The sequence below is a fragment of the Pseudokineococcus sp. 5B2Z-1 genome (assembly GCF_037482305.1).
Classification (GTDB): domain Bacteria; phylum Actinomycetota; class Actinomycetes; order Actinomycetales; family Quadrisphaeraceae; genus Pseudokineococcus.
Genome location: NZ_JBBHZG010000003.1, coordinates 40,746 through 55,056, shown reverse-complemented (window position 1 = coordinate 55,056; position 14,311 = coordinate 40,746). Strand labels below are relative to the sequence as shown.

Sequence of the window (14,311 nt, the reverse complement as noted above, 5' to 3'; positions counted from 1 at the left end):
CGGGCGGCGCGCCCCGTGCGCGCCGCCCGGCCACCGGTCGGCCGGACCACCGGTCGAACCGCCCCCCGCGCCGGCCCAGGCCCGCGCCAGCCCAGACCTGCGACAGCCCAGACCCCGCACGCACCGGAGGACCCGAGATGACCAGCGCAGCCCCCACGCCCGCCGGCGGCACCGGCACCGACCCCCTCGCGCAGCTGTCCGCCGAGGGCGTCTCCGTCTGGCTCGACGACCTGTCGCGCGAGCTCCTCGAGTCGGGCGAGCTCCAGCGCCTCGTCGACGAGAAGAGCGTCGTCGGCGTCACGAGCAACCCGACCATCTTCGCCAGCGCCCTCGCGAAGGGCGACGCGTACGTCGAGCAGACCACCGAGCTGGCCCGCCGCGGCGCCGGCGTCGACGAGGCGATCTTCGAGATCACCACCGAGGACGTCCGCCGCGCCTGCGACCTCTTCGCCCCGGTCTACGAGCGCAGCGACCACCACGACGGGCGCGTGTCCCTCGAGGTCGAGCCCGGCCTGGCGCACGACACCGAGAGGACGGTCGCGGCGGCGCGCCAGATCTGGTCGGCCGTCGACCGCCCGAACCTCATGGTCAAGATCCCCGCGACCGTCGAGGGCCTGCCCGCCATCACGACCGCCCTGTCCGAGGGCATCAGCGTCAACGTCACGCTGATCTTCTCCCTCGACCGCTACCGCGCCGTCATGAACGCCTTCCTCACCGGGCTCGAGCAGGCCCGCGAGGCCGGGCGGGACCTCTCGCAGATCGCCTCCGTGGCGTCCTTCTTCGTCAGCCGCGTCGACACGGAGATCGACGGCCGGCTCGACGCGATCGGCACGGACGAGGCGCGCGAGCTCCGCGGCCAGGCCGGCCTCGCGAACGCCCGCCTCGCCTACGCCGCGTACGAGGAGGTCTTCTCCACCCCGCGCTGGGAGGTGCTCGAGCAGGCCGGCGCGCGCCGCCAGCGGCCCCTGTGGGCCTCGACCGGCGTCAAGAACCCGGACTACCCCGACACGCTCTACGTCACCGAGCTCGTCGCCCGGGGCACCGTCAACACCATGCCCGGCTCGACCCTGGACAAGGCGCACGACCACGCGCAGGTCCACGGCGACACGCTCACCGGCACGGCCGAGGCCTCCGAGGCGGTCATGGACCACCTCGAGCGCCTCGGCGTCTCCTACACCGAGGTCGTCGAGCAGCTGGAGCAGGAGGGCGTGAAGAAGTTCGCCGACTCCTGGACCGAGCTCCAGCAGACCGTCTCGGACGAGCTCGCGCGCCTGTCCTCCGCCGACGACGACGCCCAGGCCCAGCAGTGAGCGGCCTGTCCGTCTCGGCGACCGGCGCCGCTGCGCGCGCGGTCTCGGCGCACGTGACCTCGCTCGTCGCCGAGCGCGTCGCGAGCCGCGTCGCCGCGCAGGAGGCCGACCTCTGGGGGCCGGCGGCGGCCGACGAGGCCGGCAAGCGCCTCGGGTGGGTCGACGTCGCGTCGCGCTCGGCGGACCTGCCGGGGCGCGTGGCGTCCCTGCGCGAGGAGCTCGCCGCCGAGGGCGTCGACCGCGTGGTGCTCTGCGGCATGGGCGGCTCGTCCCTGGCGCCCGAGGTCATCACCGCCACCGCGGGCGTGCCGCTCGTCGTCCTCGACGGCACCGACCCGGGCCAGGTGCGCCGCGCGCTCACCGAGGGCCTCGAGCGGACGGTCGTCGTCGTCTCGAGCAAGTCGGGCGGCACCGTCGAGACCGACTCGCAGCGCCGCGCCTTCGTGGAGGCCATGACCGCCGCCGGCGTCGACGCGGCGCGCCGGGTCGTCGTCGTCACCGACCCCGGCTCGCCCTTCGCGCAGATGGCGCGCGACGAGGGCTACCGCGCCCTCTTCGAGGCCGACCCCGACGTGGGCGGCCGCTACTCGGCCCTCACGGCGTTCGGCCTCGTGCCCGCCGGGCTGGCGGGCGCCGACGTCCAGCAGCTCCTCGACGAGGCGGCCGAGGCCCTCGAGGTGCTGGCCGCCGACGACGAGGGCAACCCCGGCCTGCAGCTCGGCGCCGCCCTCGGCGGCACCGACCCGCTGCGCGACAAGCTCGTCCTCGTCGAGGACGGCACGCCGCTCTCCGGCTTCGGCGCCTGGGCGGAGCAGCTCGTCGCCGAGTCCACCGGCAAGGAGGGCACAGGTCTCCTCCCGGTCGTCGTCGCCGGCACCGGCTCGCCGGAGGTCGCCTCCCCGACGGCGGACGCGCTCGTCGTGCGGCTCGTCGCGGAGGACGACGACACGGACGGCGCCGACGGCGTGGGAGGCGGGGACGCCGCCGAGGTGCGCACGAGCGGCTCGCTCGGCGGGCAGATGGCCCTGTGGGAGACCGCTGTCGCCGTGGCGGGCTGCCTGCTCGGCATCAACCCCTTCGACCAGCCCGACGTCGAGAGCGCCAAGCAGGCGACGCGCGAGCTGCTCGAGGGCTCGCCGGAGACCGAGGAGCCCCTCGCGGTCGACGGCGACGTCGAGATCCGCGGGACCTCGGAGGTCGCCGGGGCCGCGACGCTCGAGGAGGCGGTCGACGCGCTCCTCGCGCAGGTGGACGGCGACCGCGGCTACCTCGCGGTCATGGCCTACCTCGACCGGGAGGCCGACGCCGACCTCGAGGGGGTCCGCGAGGACCTCGCCACCCGCACCGGGCGCCCGGTGACCTTCGGCTGGGGCCCGCGCTTCCTGCACTCGACGGGCCAGTACCACAAGGGCGGCCCGGCGACGGGGGTCTACCTGCAGGTGACGTCCGAGCCCGCGGGCGAGGACCTCCCCATCCCGGACCGGCCCTTCACCTTCGGCGGGCTCCAGCGCGCCCAGGCGGCCGGCGACGCGGCGGTGCTGGCCGACCACGGCCGTCCCGTGCTGCGCCTGCACCTCACCGACCGCTCCGCGCTCGGCCGCCTGCGGGCGGTGCTCGCCGGGGCCGACGGACGGACCCGGTGACGGCGGGCACGCTCGGGTCGGGCACGCTCGGGTCGGGCACGGCGGGGGCGGCGGACACGGTGGGGAAGGCGGCCAACCCGCTGCGCGACCCCCGCGACAAGCGGCTGTCGCGCATCGCGGGGCCCTCCTGCCTCGTCATGTTCGGCGTCACCGGCGACCTGGCGCGCAAGAAGCTGCTCCCGGCCGTGTACGACCTGGCCAACCGCGGCCTCCTCCCGCCGGGGTTCTCGCTCGTCGGCTTCGCGCGCCGCGACTGGCGCGACGAGGACTTCGGGCGCGTCGTCCACGACGCCGTCCGCGAGCACGCGCGCACCCCGTTCCGGGAGGAGGTGTGGCGCCAGCTCGCCGAGGGCCTGCGCTTCATCCCCGGCGCCTTCGACGACGACGAGGCCTTCGACCGCCTCGCCGCCACGGTGAAGGATCTCGACGCCGCCCGCGGCACGGGCGGCAACGTCGCGTTCTACCTCTCCGTGCCGCCCTCGAGCTTCCCCGTGGTCTGCGAGCAGCTCGACCGCTCGGGCCTCGCCCGCGCGCAGGAGGGCTCGTGGCGGCGCGTCGTCATCGAGAAGCCCTTCGGCCACGACCTCGCCTCGGCGCGCGAGCTGAACGGCGTCGTCGAGCGGGTCTTCCCCTCGGACGCCGTCTTCCGGATCGACCACTACCTCGGCAAGGAGACGGTCCAGAACCTCCTGGCGCTGCGCTTCGCCAACGAGCTCTTCGAGCCGATCTGGAACGCCCAGCACGTGGACCACGTGCAGATCACCATGGCCGAGGACATCGGCATCGGCGGGCGGGCCGGGTACTACGACGGCATCGGCGCGGCGCGCGACGTCATCCAGAACCACCTCCTCCAGCTGCTGGCCCTCACCGCCATGGAGGAGCCCGTGTCCTTCGGGGCCTCGGACCTGCGGGCCGAGAAGGAGAAGGTCCTCTCGGCGGTGCGCCACCCCGCGTCCGGGCTCGACTCCTCGACCGCCCGCGGCCGCTACGCCGCCGGGTGGCAGGGCGGCAGCCAGGTGCGGGGGTACGACGAGGAGGACGGCATCCCGGAGGACTCGACCACCGAGACCTTCGCCGCCGTCAAGGTCGAGATCGACACCCGCCGGTGGGCGGGCGTCCCGTTCTACCTGCGGGCCGGCAAGCGCCTCGGACGGCGGGTCACCGAGATCGCCGTCGTCTTCCGCCGCGCCCCGCACCTGCCCTTCGAGCAGACGGCCACGGAGGAGCTCGGCAAGAACGCCCTCGTCATCCGCGTCCAGCCCGACGAGGGCGTCACCCTGCGCTTCGGCTCCAAGGTGCCGGGCACGGCGATGGAGGTGCGCGACGTGACGATGGACTTCGGCTACGGCCACGCCTTCACCGAGTCCAGCCCGGAGGCCTACGAGCGGCTCATCCTCGACGTGCTCCTCGGCGACCCGCCGCTCTTCCCCCGGCACGAGGAGGTCGACCTCTCCTGGCGCATCCTCGACCCGGTCATCGAGCACTGGGCGCGGAGCGGGGCGCCGGAGGCCTACCCCTCGGGCAGCTGGGGACCGCCCAGCGCCTTCGCCATGATGGAGCGCGACGGCCGCGAGTGGAGGCGCCCGTGATCATCGACCTGCCCTCGACGTCGACCAGCGCCCTCAACCGGCGCCTGGTCGACCTGCGCGAGACGGGCGGGGCCGTGGCGCTCGGCCGCGTCCTCACCCTCGTCATCTGCACGGGCGACGAGGAGGCCGAGGAGGCCATCGCCGCGGCCAACGACGCCAGCCGCGAGCACCCGTGCCGGGTGCTCGTCGTCGCCCGCGGGAGCCGTCGTGGCGCGAACCGCCTCGACGGCCAGATCCGCGTCGGCGGCGACGCCGGCGCCAGCGAGGTCGTCGTCGCCCGCCTGTACGGCGAGCTCGCGCGGCACGGCGACGCCGTCGTCGTGCCGCTCCTGCTGCCGGACGCCCCGGTCGTCGCGTGGTGGCCGGGCGAGCCCCCGGCCGTGCCGGCCGAGGACCCCATCGGGGCGATGGCCCAGCGGCGGATCACCGACTCCGGGGCCGCCCGCCGCCCCCTCAAGGCGCTGCAGGCGCTCGCCGCCGGCCACGCCCCCGGGGACACCGACCTGGCCTGGAGCCGGGTCACCCTGTGGCGAGGGCTCCTTGCCGCGGCGCTCGACCAGCCCCCGCACGACCCGGTGCGCTCGGCCGTCGTCACGGGCGCCGAGGACTCCCCCAGCGCCGACCTGCTGGCCGGCTGGCTCGGGCTCGCCCTCGGCTGCCCCGTGAGCCGCGTCCGCAGCGAGCCGGGCAGCGGCATCGTCGGCGTCCGGCTCGAGCGCGGGGCCGGCGACGTCGAGCTCGTGCGCCCCGAGGGCGCCACGGCGCTGCTCACGGCCCCCGGGCAGCCCGAGCGGCAGGTGTCGCTGCCGCCGCGCAGCGTCCGCGACTGCCTCGCCGAGGAGCTGCGCCGGCTCGACCCCGACGAGGTCTACGGCGACGTCCTCACCCAGGGGCTGCGGGCGCTGGCCCGTCCCCGGCGCGCGGCCGAGGCGGGCGGCTCCTCCCGGGAGGACGCGCGCCGGCGCCTCGCCGGACACCGGGCCGCCGAGCGCGAGACGGCGGCGGCCGTCCGCGGGGCGGAGCCGGAGGACGCCCCCGCGGAGCCCAGCCCGACGGACGACTCGGAGGTCGTCGCCGGCGCGGCGGCGGCCCCCGTGCCGGACGGCGACGGGGCCGGCGAGCCGGTCGGCAGCGAGCTCGTCCCGGACGACGGCGGTGCGTCGGCGGCGGACGTGGCCGACCCGCAGGCGGTCGGCGGGGGCCGGGGGGGCGCGGCGTGAGCGCCCCCGCCGGCCCCGGGGGCGCGCCCCCGGAGGTCGCCGTCCTCGAGGACGCCGACGCGCTCGTCGCGGACGTCGCCGACCGGCTGCTCGCGGCCGTCGGCGCGGCGCTCGACGAGCGGCCCGCCCCGGCGCCCGTGCACGTCGTCCTCACCGGCGGCCGGATCGGCGGGCGGGCCCTCGCGGCGGTCGCGGACGCCGTCGGCACCGAGGAGGGCGCCCCCGCCGGCGCTCCCCCGGCCGGCGACGAGCGAGGCGGCGGGAGCCCCGCGGCGCTCGACTGGTCGCGGGTGCACCTGTGGTTCGGCGACGAGCGCTTCGTCGACGCCGCCAGCGACGAGCGCAACGACGTCCAGGCGCGGGCGGCCCTGCTGCGGGCGCCCGCGCTGCACGCCGCCCGCTGGCACCCCATGCCGGCGGACGACGCCGGCGGCGGTCCCGAGGCGGCCGTCGACGCGGCGGCGCGCTACGCCGCGGAGCTCGCCGAGCACGCGGACGACCTCGGTCCGGAGGGCGAGCCCGCCCCGGGCGTCCCCGTCTTCGACGTGCTCCTCCTCGGCGTCGGCCCCGACGGGCACGTCGCCTCGCTCTTCCCGGGGCGCCCCGCCCTCGGGCTCCGCGGCGCGACCGTCGTCGTGGAGGAGGACGCGCCCAAGCCCCCGCCGCTGCGCCTGAGCCTCGGCGCCGACGCCCTGCGGGCGGCGGCCGAGGTGTGGCTCGTCGTGTCCGGCGAGGACAAGGCGACCGCTGTCGCGCGGGGGCTCGACCCCGGGGAGGACCCCGTGCGCACGCCGGCTGTGGCCGCCCGCGGCCGCCGCGCCACGCGGTGGCTCGTCGACCGGGCCGCGGCCTCGCAGCTGCACGGCTGACCGCACCCCCGCCGCGCGGCGGGGGCTCGGACGCACGAGAGGGCCCGCTCCCCCACGGGGAGCGAGCCCTCTCGTGCGTGCGCCGCCCACGTCAGCGGACGCGGCGCCGTCAGGGCGTGGTCAGGGCACCAGCCGGCGGGCCCGCAGCGACTCGAGCGCCTCCTCGAGGATGGCCGCGCCGTCGGCGTCGTTGCGGCGCTCCTTCACGTACGCGAGGTGCGTCTTGTAGGGCTCGTTGCGCAGCGGCTGCGGCGGGTTCGCGCGGTCCTGGCCGGCGGGGAACCCGCAGCGCGGGCAGTCCCAGGTCTCCGGCACGGGCGCGCCGGAGTCCTGCGCGAAGCTCGGCCGCGTCTCGTGCTCGTTGGCGCACCAGTAGGAGATGACGACGCGCGGCGCGCTCTCGCCGCGCTCCGCCTCGCCCATCGGTCCGGCGCCGACCCGGCTGCCCCGGATCGCGTTCCCTCCAGCCACGTGGCCCACTCCTCGTGCTCAGGGCGCCCCGCGGGGCGCTCGTCCGTCCGTTGCCGCCGGCGGCTCCCCGCCGGCCCACCTGCTCGTCAGGTGCTGGTCAGATGCTCGGGTCGAAGCGCTCGACGAGGCCCAGCAGCACGACCACCGCGGCCCACAGCAGGGCCATGCCCACTGTCAGCCGGTTGAGGTTGCGCTCGGCGACGCCGGAGCTGCCCACGCTCGCCGACATGCCGCCGCCGAACATGTCCGAGAGGCCGCCGCCCTTGCCCTTGTGCAGGAGCACGAGGAGCACCTGGAAGAGGCCGGTGATGCCGAGGAGGACCAGCAGCACGATCCTCAGGACGTCGATCATGGGGCTCCTCGCGGGTGGTGCCCGCCGTTCGGCGGTGTGCTGGGCGCACCCGCGGTCGCTCCCCTGGAGCCGCTGCGGGTGCCGGGCGGTCGTGCGCGGGCCCCAGGGTACGGGACGGCGCGCCGCCGTGGTGGTGCTGGTACCGGACGATCGCGGCGAAGTCCGCCGGGTCGAGGCTGGCCCCGCCGACGAGCGCGCCGTCGACGTCGTCCTCGGCCATGACGGCCGCGACGTTGGAGGGCTTCACCGAGCCCCCGTAGAGGACGCGCACGCCGTCCGCGGCCACGTCCCCGTGCGTCTCGCGCAGGCGCGCGCGGATCGCCCCGCAGACCTCCTGGGCGTCCGCCGGGGTGGCGACCTCGCCGGTGCCGATGGCCCACACGGGCTCGTAGGCGACGACGAGGCCCGCCACGGCGGAGGCGTCGAGGCCGGCGAGGGAGCCGTCGAGCTGGGCGAGCACGTGCTCGACCTGGCGACCGGCCTGCCGGACGTCGAGGGCCTCCCCCACGCACACGATCGGCGTGACGCCGTGGCGCAGCGCCGCCGCGGCCTTGGCCGCGACGAGCTCGTCGCCCTCCCCGTGGTCGTCGCGCCGCTCGCTGTGCCCGACGACGACGTAGCGGCAGCCCAGCCGCGCCAGCATCGGCGCGGAGACGTCGCCGGTGTGGGCCCCGCTGTCGTGCGGCGAGACGTCCTGCGCACCGTAGGCCAGCTCCAGGCGGTCGCCGTCGACGAGCGTCTGCACCGTCCGCAGGTCCGTGAACGGCGGCAGGACGACGACCTCGACGCTCGCGGCGTCGTGCTTGGCGTCCTGCAGGGTCCACGCCAGCTTCTGCAGCGTGGACGCCGCCTGCAGGTGGTCGAGGTTCATCTTCCAGTTGCCCGCCATGAGCGGGGTCCTGCTCGTGGTGGTCGCCACGTCTCAGCCCTCCAGCGCCTGGAGGCCGGGGAGCTCGTCGCCCTGGAGGTACTCCAGGCTCGCCCCCCCGCCCGTCGAGATGTGCCCGAAGTCGTCCTCGGAGAGCCCGAGGGCCCGCACCGCGGCCGCGGAGTCGCCGCCCCCGACGACCGAGAAGGCGTCGGAGCCGGCGAGGGCCTCGGCCACGGCCCGGGTGCCCGCCGCGTACGGCTCCATCTCGAAGACGCCCATCGGGCCGTTCCAGAAGACGGTCCCGGCGTCGGCCAGCGCCGCGGCGAAGGCCGTGGCGGACTCCGGCCCGATGTCGAGCCCCATGCGGTCGGCCGGGATGGCGCCGACCGGGACGACCCCGTGCTCGGCGTCCGCCGAGAAGGCGGTCGCCGCGACGACGTCGGTCGGCAGGACGACGTCGACGCCGCGCTCGGCCGCCGTCGCGAGGTAGCCGCGCACGGTGTCGAGCTGGTCGGCCTCGAGCAGGCTCGTGCCCACGTCGTGGCCCTGCGCCGCGAGGAAGGTGAAGACCATCCCCCCGCCCACGAGGATCCGGTCGGCCGTGCCGAGCAGGGCGTCGATGACGCCGAGCTTGTCGGAGACCTTCGAGCCGCCGAGGACGACGACGTAGGGCCGCTCCGGGTCCTGCGTCAGCCGCCGCAGCACCTCGACCTCCGCGAGCACGAGGCCGCCGGCGGCCGACGGCAGGTGCCGCGGGACGTCGTAGACCGACGCGTGCCGGCGGTGCACGGCGCCGAAGCCGTCGCCGACGTAGGCGCTGGCCAGGTCGGCGAGGTCGCGGGCGAACCGGCCCCGCTCGTCGTCGTCCTTGCTCGTCTCCCCCGGGTTGAACCGCAGGTTCTCGAGGATCAGCAGCTCGCCGTCGGCGAGGGCCGCGGCCTGCTCCCGCGCGGAATCCCCCGTCGTGTCGGTGGCGAAGCGCACCGTCACGTCGGGCAGGAGCTCCCGGACCCGCTCGGCGACGGGCGCGAGCGAGTACCGCTCCTCCGGCGCGCCCTTCGGCCGGCCGAGGTGGGCGCACACCACGACCCGGGCGCCCTCGTCGAGCAGCCGCTGCCAGGTGGGCAGGGAGGCCCGGATGCGACCGTCGTCGGTGATCTCGCGACCCCCGTCCCGCTCGGCGAGCGGGACGTTGAGGTCGCTGCGGACGAGGACGCGCTTGCCGCGCAGGCCGTCGACCTGCGCGGCGAGCTCCTCGACCGTCCTCACAGGGAGAAGCCGACGTGGCCGACCAGGTCGACGAGGCGGTTGGAGTAGCCCCACTCGTTGTCGTACCAGCCGACGACCTTGACCTGGTCCCCGATCACCTTGGTGAGGGGCGCGTCGAAGATGCACGACGCCGGGTCCTGCGTGATGTCGGAGGAGACGATGGGCGCCTCGCTGTAGCGCAGGTAGGGGCCGAGGGCGCCCTCCGCGGCGGCCTTGACGGCGGCGTTGACCTCCTCGACGGACGTCTCGCGGCCGACGGTGACGGTGAGGTCCGTGGCCGAGCCCGTGGGGACCGGGACGCGGAGCGCGTAGCCGTCGAGCTTGCCCTTGAGATCGGGCAGCACGAGGCCGATGGCCTTGGCCGCGCCGGTCGAGGTGGGGACGATGTTGAGCGCGGCGGCACGGGCGCGGCGCAGGTCCTTGTGCGGGCCGTCCTGGAGGTTCTGGTCGGCCGTGTACGCGTGGACCGTCGTCATGAGGCCCTGCTTGATCTCGAACGCGTCGTGGATGGCCTTGGCCATCGGCGCGAGGCAGTTCGTCGTGCAGGAGGCGTTGGAGATGATCGTGTGCGCCGACGGGTCGTACTGCTCGTGGTTGACGCCCATGACGACGGTGACGTCCTCGTCGGTGGCGGGCGCCGAGATGATGACCTTCTTCGCGCCGGCGTCGACGTGCGCGCGGGCCGCGGAGGCCTTGGTGAAGAAGCCGGTGGACTCGACGACGACGTCCGCGCCGAGCTCGCCCCAGGCGAGGTCCTTCGGGTCGCGCTCGGACATGACGCGGATGCGGCGGCCGTCGACGGTGATGCCGTCGGCGTCGGCGGTGACCTCGCCCGGGAAGACCCCGAGGATCGAGTCGTACTTCAGCAGGTGGGCGAGGACGCCGTTGTCGCCGAGGTCGTTGAGGCCGACGACCTCGACGTCGGCGCCGGACGCCGCGGCGGCGCGGAAGAAGTTGCGGCCGATGCGGCCGAAGCCGTTGATGCCCACGCGGATGGTCACGTCGGTCTCCCTGGGGTCGGTGGCCCGCGGTGGGCGGGCCGACGGGGCGGTCGGGTCTGCCGGCTGCGGCGCGCCCCCGACCTGCCCGGACGGGCTCGGGGGCCTCGGGGCGTGCCCGGGTGTGCCCGGGGGTGGTCGGACGTGCTCGCCGCAGCGCTGGGATGCCCCGACCCTAGGGGATCGGCCCGGCGCCCCACCCCCCGGCGCGGCCCGAGGTGTGACGCCGGTCACATGCTGGACGCCGGACCGCGGGGCCGGGCCCCGGAGAGGACGGCCCGGAGGTCGTGCGGGCCGCGCCCCGGCTCAGACCTCGAGCATCTCCGGGGTGAGGCCGGACTCGGTCCCGGGCACGCCGAGCTCGGCGGCGCGGCGGTCCGCCATGGCGAGGAGGCGTCGGATGCGCCCGGCGACGGCGTCCTTCGTCATGACCGGGTCGGCCATGGCGCCCAGCTCCTCCAGCGACGCCTGGCGGTGCTCGGTGCGCAGGCGCCCGGCCACGAGCAGGTGCTCGGGGACGTCGTCGCCGAGGATCTCCAGCGCCCGCTCGACGCGCGCGCCGGCCGCGACGGCCGCACGGGCCGAGCGACGCAGGTTCGCGTCGTCGAAGTTGGCGAGCCGGTTGGCCGTGGCGCGCACCTCCCGGCGCATGCGCCGCTCCTCCCACACGAGGACGGCGTCGTGCGCCCCGAGGCGCGTGAGCAGCGCGCCGATGGCGTCGCCGTCGCGCAGGACGACGCGGTCGACGCCGCGCACCTCGCGGGCCTTCGCGGCCACCCCGAGCCGCCGGGCGCTGCCGACGAGCGCCAGCGCCGCCTCGGGCCCCGGGCAGGTGATCTCGAGGGCCGCGCTGCGGCCCGGCTCGGTGAGGGAGCCGTGGGCGAGGAAGGCACCGCGCCAGGCGGCCTCGGCGCAGCACGTGGCCCCGCCGACGACCTGGGGCGGCAGGCCCCGGACGGGGCGCCCGCGCCCGTCGAGCAGCCCGGTCTGGCGCGCCAGCGCCTCGCCCTCGCGCACCACGCGGACGACGTAGCGGGTGCCCCGCCGCAGCCCGCCGGGCTGGAGGACGAGCACGTCGCACGAGGCGCCGAAGACCTCGGTGATGTCCTTGCGCAGCCGCCGCGCGGCCGCCCCCGTGTCGAGCTCGGCCTCCACGACCACGTGCCCCGAGACGATGTGGAGCCCGCCCGCGAAGCGCAGGACCGCCGACGTCTCCGCCTTGCGGTCGCAGGACCGGGTCACGGGGAGGCGGCTGAGCTCGTCCTTCACCTGGGCCGTCAGTGCCATGCGGCCATCATCCCACCGCCGCGCCGGCCCCCGACCCGCCGACCGACGACCCGCCCACCGGCGCCCGCCGGCGACCCGGCGCCCGAGGACGCGCGCCTCCCCGCCGCGGGGCCCCTCACGCCGACGGCTCGAAGGCGTCGCGGAAGGCCGCCGCCAGCCGCAGGGGGTCATGGACGTCGTCGCGCCGCGAGCGCGCGACCCGGCGCAGCAGGAGCTGGGCGCCGAGGTCGGTGCACAGGCGCCCGAGCGGCTCGGGGTCCCCGACGGCGCGCGGGTCGGCCACCACGGCGTCGACCCGCAGGTCGGGCGCGTGGCGGGCCAGGGCGCCGAGGTGGTCCGCCGCGGTGAGCCCCGCCGTCTCCTGCTGGGAGGAGGTCAGGTTGAGCACGACGCACCGACGGGCGCGCGTGCGCACCAGCGCGGCGGCGAGCTCGGGCACGCACAGGTGCGGCAGGACGCTCGTGAACCAGGACCCGGGGCCGAGGACGACCCAGTCGGCCTCCTCGACGGCCTCCACCGCCTCCGGGCACGCGGGCGGGTCCGGGGGCTGCAGGCGCACGCCGCCGATGCGGCCGGCGGCGGTCGCGAGCGCCACCTGGCCGCGCACCACCCGCGCCGGGCCGCCGCCGGGCGGGACGACGTCGCCCTCGACGTCCAGCGGCACGAGGGACATGGGCAGGACGCGGCCGCGGGCGCCGAGGAGGTGGGCCACCCAGTCGAGGCCGGCCACCTGGTCCCCCAGGAGCTCCCAGAGCGCGACGATGAGGAGGTTGCCGACCGCGTGGCCGCCGACCTCGCCGTCGCCGCCGAACCGGTGCTGGACGACGTCGCGCCACGTGCGGCCCCAGTCGGCGTCGTCGCACAGCGCCGCGAGGGCCATGCGCAGGTCACCCGGGGGCAGGACGCCGAGCTCGCGGCGCAGGCGCCCGCTGGACCCGCCGTCGTCGGCCACCGTGACGACGGCCGTCAGACGGTCGGTGAGGTGGCGCAGGGCCTGCAGCGAGGCGGACAGGCCGTGCCCCCCGCCGAGCGCGACGACCGACGGCGGCGCCGACCGGCCGTCCGCGGCGCCGGGCGCGGGCGCCGCGAAGGGCGAGGACGGCGGCCCCTCGGGCCTCGGGCCCGCCCCCGCCGGGCCCGGCACCGCCGCGCCCGCCCGGGGCCCCTCACTCACGGCCGAGGTCGCGGTGGACGACGCGGGCGCGCACGTCGGTCCCCGACAGGCGCCGGGCGAGCTGCTCGCTGAGCGCGACGGACCGGTGCTTGCCCCCCGTGCACCCGACGGCGACGGTGACGAAGCCGCGGTGCTCGCGCCGGTAGCCCGCGACGACGGGCTCGAGCGCCGCGACGTAGCGGTCCAGCCACTCCTCGGCGCCCTCCTGGCGCAGGACGAAGTCGCGGACGCCCTCGTCGCGGCCGGTCTGCGCCCGCAGCGACGGCTCCCAGTACGGGTTGGGCAGGAAGCGGACGTCGGCGACGTGGTCGGCGTCGACGGGGATGCCGTACTTGAAGCCGAAGGACATGACCGTGACCCGCAGGCGCGGCCGCCCCGCCTCGCCGAAGACGTCCCCGACCCGCGCGCCGAGCTCGTGCACGTTGAGGGAGCTCGTGTCGACGAGCAGGTCGGCGCCCCCGCGCAGGGCCGCGACGAGCTCCCGCTCGGCGCGGATGCCGTCGAGGATCCGCCCCTCCCCCTGCAGCGGGTGGGGTCGGCGCACGGACTCGAAGCGGCGCACGAGCGCCTCGTCGGACGCCTCGAGGAAGAGGACCCGGACGACGATCCCGCGGTCGCGCAGCTCCTCGAGGGCCGACTGCACCTCGGGGAAGAACTCCTGGCCCCGGACGTCGAGGACGACGGCCACGCGGGGCAGCCCGCGCCGCGCGCGGGCGGCGAGCCCCGCGAGCGCGGAGAGCATCTGCGGCGGCAGGTTGTCGACGACGTACCAGCCGAGGTCCTCCAGCCGGTCCGCGACCGTCGAGCGCCCCGCGCCCGACATGCCGGTGACGACGAGGACCTCGGTGCCGCCCTCGGAGGCCCCCGGCGGCGCGCCCTCACCGGCGTCGCCCGCCCCGTCGTCCACCCCGCCGGGCCGCTCCCCGCGCCCGGGGGCGCCGTCCTCGTCGGCACCGTCGGAGGCGTCCGCCCCGTCGGCGGCGCCGCGGGGACCGGACCCGGCCGCCGGCACCGGGACCTGCGCGCGGGCGGCTCCCGAGCGCGACGCGGCCGACCAGCCGGGCGGGTCGTCACCGACGAGGACCGGGACCTCGCCGGTCTCCTCGAGGTTGCCCCGCGGCCCCGGCCGCACCGCCGGGCCGCGGGGATCGCGGCCGGCGGGGGGCGGGGTCCCGGGTGACGGGGTCCCGGGGTCGTCGTCGGGCGGGGGCGTCGCGTCCACGCGGGGATCCTCCCAAGCCGGGCGGCCGCCGTCGAC

Annotated in this window: 12 protein-coding genes and 1 pseudogene; 5 read left to right on the top strand and 8 right to left on the bottom strand. The window is 77.0% G+C overall.

Going from position 1 to position 14,311, the window contains the following annotated elements; all coding sequences use genetic code 11:
* Window positions 1-137 precede the first annotated feature (137 nt).
* Genes tal through pgl form a run of 5 tightly spaced genes read left to right on the top strand, consistent with a single transcriptional unit; the run spans window position 138 to window position 6,631 of the window.
* Window positions 138-1,310, top strand: a complete 1,173-nt coding sequence (gene tal / locus WDV85_RS08735) for a transaldolase (protein ID WP_339570236.1) — start codon at window positions 138-140, stop codon at window positions 1,308-1,310.
* A complete protein-coding gene (locus tag WDV85_RS08730; RefSeq protein ID WP_339570235.1) occupies window positions 1,307-2,953 on the top strand; it encodes a glucose-6-phosphate isomerase in 1,647 nt (548 codons plus the stop codon). The genes tal and WDV85_RS08730 overlap by 4 nt, the downstream gene beginning before the upstream one ends.
* A gap of 59 nt (window positions 2,954-3,012) precedes the next feature.
* A complete protein-coding gene (gene zwf, locus WDV85_RS08725) occupies window positions 3,013-4,542 on the top strand; it encodes a glucose-6-phosphate dehydrogenase (RefSeq protein WP_445263274.1) in 1,530 nt (509 codons plus the stop codon).
* Window positions 4,539-5,762, top strand: coding sequence for a glucose-6-phosphate dehydrogenase assembly protein OpcA (opcA, locus tag WDV85_RS08720; protein WP_339570233.1), 1,224 nt, complete (start codon window positions 4,539-4,541; stop codon window positions 5,760-5,762). The genes zwf and opcA overlap by 4 nt, the downstream gene beginning before the upstream one ends.
* Window positions 5,759-6,631 (top strand): 6-phosphogluconolactonase, encoded by an 873-nt coding sequence (pgl, locus tag WDV85_RS08715; RefSeq protein WP_339570232.1) that lies wholly within the window; start codon window positions 5,759-5,761, stop codon window positions 6,629-6,631. The genes opcA and pgl overlap by 4 nt, the downstream gene beginning before the upstream one ends.
* A 120-nt stretch (window positions 6,632-6,751) precedes the next feature.
* Here pgl and WDV85_RS08710 read toward each other — a convergent pair whose 3' ends face one another.
* From WDV85_RS08710 to rapZ, 8 genes and pseudogenes are all read right to left on the bottom strand, one after another.
* The gene (locus tag WDV85_RS08710) at window positions 6,752-7,102 is read right to left on the bottom strand and encodes an RNA polymerase-binding protein RbpA (protein ID WP_171202892.1); all 351 of its coding nucleotides are present in this window, start codon (window positions 7,100-7,102) and stop codon (window positions 6,752-6,754) included.
* A gap of 97 nt (window positions 7,103-7,199) precedes the next feature.
* Complete coding sequence (secG, locus tag WDV85_RS08705; protein ID WP_363326077.1) at window positions 7,200-7,451, bottom strand: preprotein translocase subunit SecG; 252 nt, start codon at window positions 7,449-7,451, stop codon at window positions 7,200-7,202.
* Window positions 7,452-7,584: 133 nt separating this feature from the next.
* Window positions 7,585-8,343, bottom strand: a pseudogene (gene tpiA / locus WDV85_RS08700) (triose-phosphate isomerase); the annotation flags it as partial.
* A 33-nt stretch (window positions 8,344-8,376) separates the two neighbouring features.
* Entirely contained in the window at window positions 8,377-9,594 is a 1,218-nt protein-coding gene (locus tag WDV85_RS08695) for a phosphoglycerate kinase (protein WP_339570231.1), read from the bottom strand.
* Window positions 9,591-10,595 carry a type I glyceraldehyde-3-phosphate dehydrogenase gene (gene gap, locus WDV85_RS08690; RefSeq protein ID WP_339570230.1) on the bottom strand — a complete coding sequence of 335 codons (1,005 nt, stop codon included), beginning with the start codon at window positions 10,593-10,595 and terminating at the stop codon, window positions 9,591-9,593. The genes WDV85_RS08695 and gap overlap by 4 nt, the downstream gene beginning before the upstream one ends.
* A 303-nt stretch (window positions 10,596-10,898) precedes the next feature.
* Window positions 10,899-11,879, bottom strand: coding sequence for a DNA-binding protein WhiA (gene whiA / locus WDV85_RS08685; protein ID WP_171202889.1), 981 nt, complete (start codon window positions 11,877-11,879; stop codon window positions 10,899-10,901).
* A gap of 115 nt (window positions 11,880-11,994) precedes the next feature.
* On the bottom strand, window positions 11,995-13,053 hold the full coding sequence (locus WDV85_RS08680) for a gluconeogenesis factor YvcK family protein (protein ID WP_339570229.1): 1,059 nt from the start codon (window positions 13,051-13,053) through the stop codon (window positions 11,995-11,997).
* Window positions 13,046-14,275: an RNase adapter RapZ gene (gene rapZ, locus WDV85_RS08675; RefSeq protein WP_339570228.1), complete on the bottom strand. Its 1,230-nt coding sequence runs from the start codon at window positions 14,273-14,275 to the stop codon at window positions 13,046-13,048. Before rapZ ends, WDV85_RS08680 begins: the two co-directional genes overlap by 8 nt.
* Window positions 14,276-14,311 lie beyond the last annotated feature (36 nt).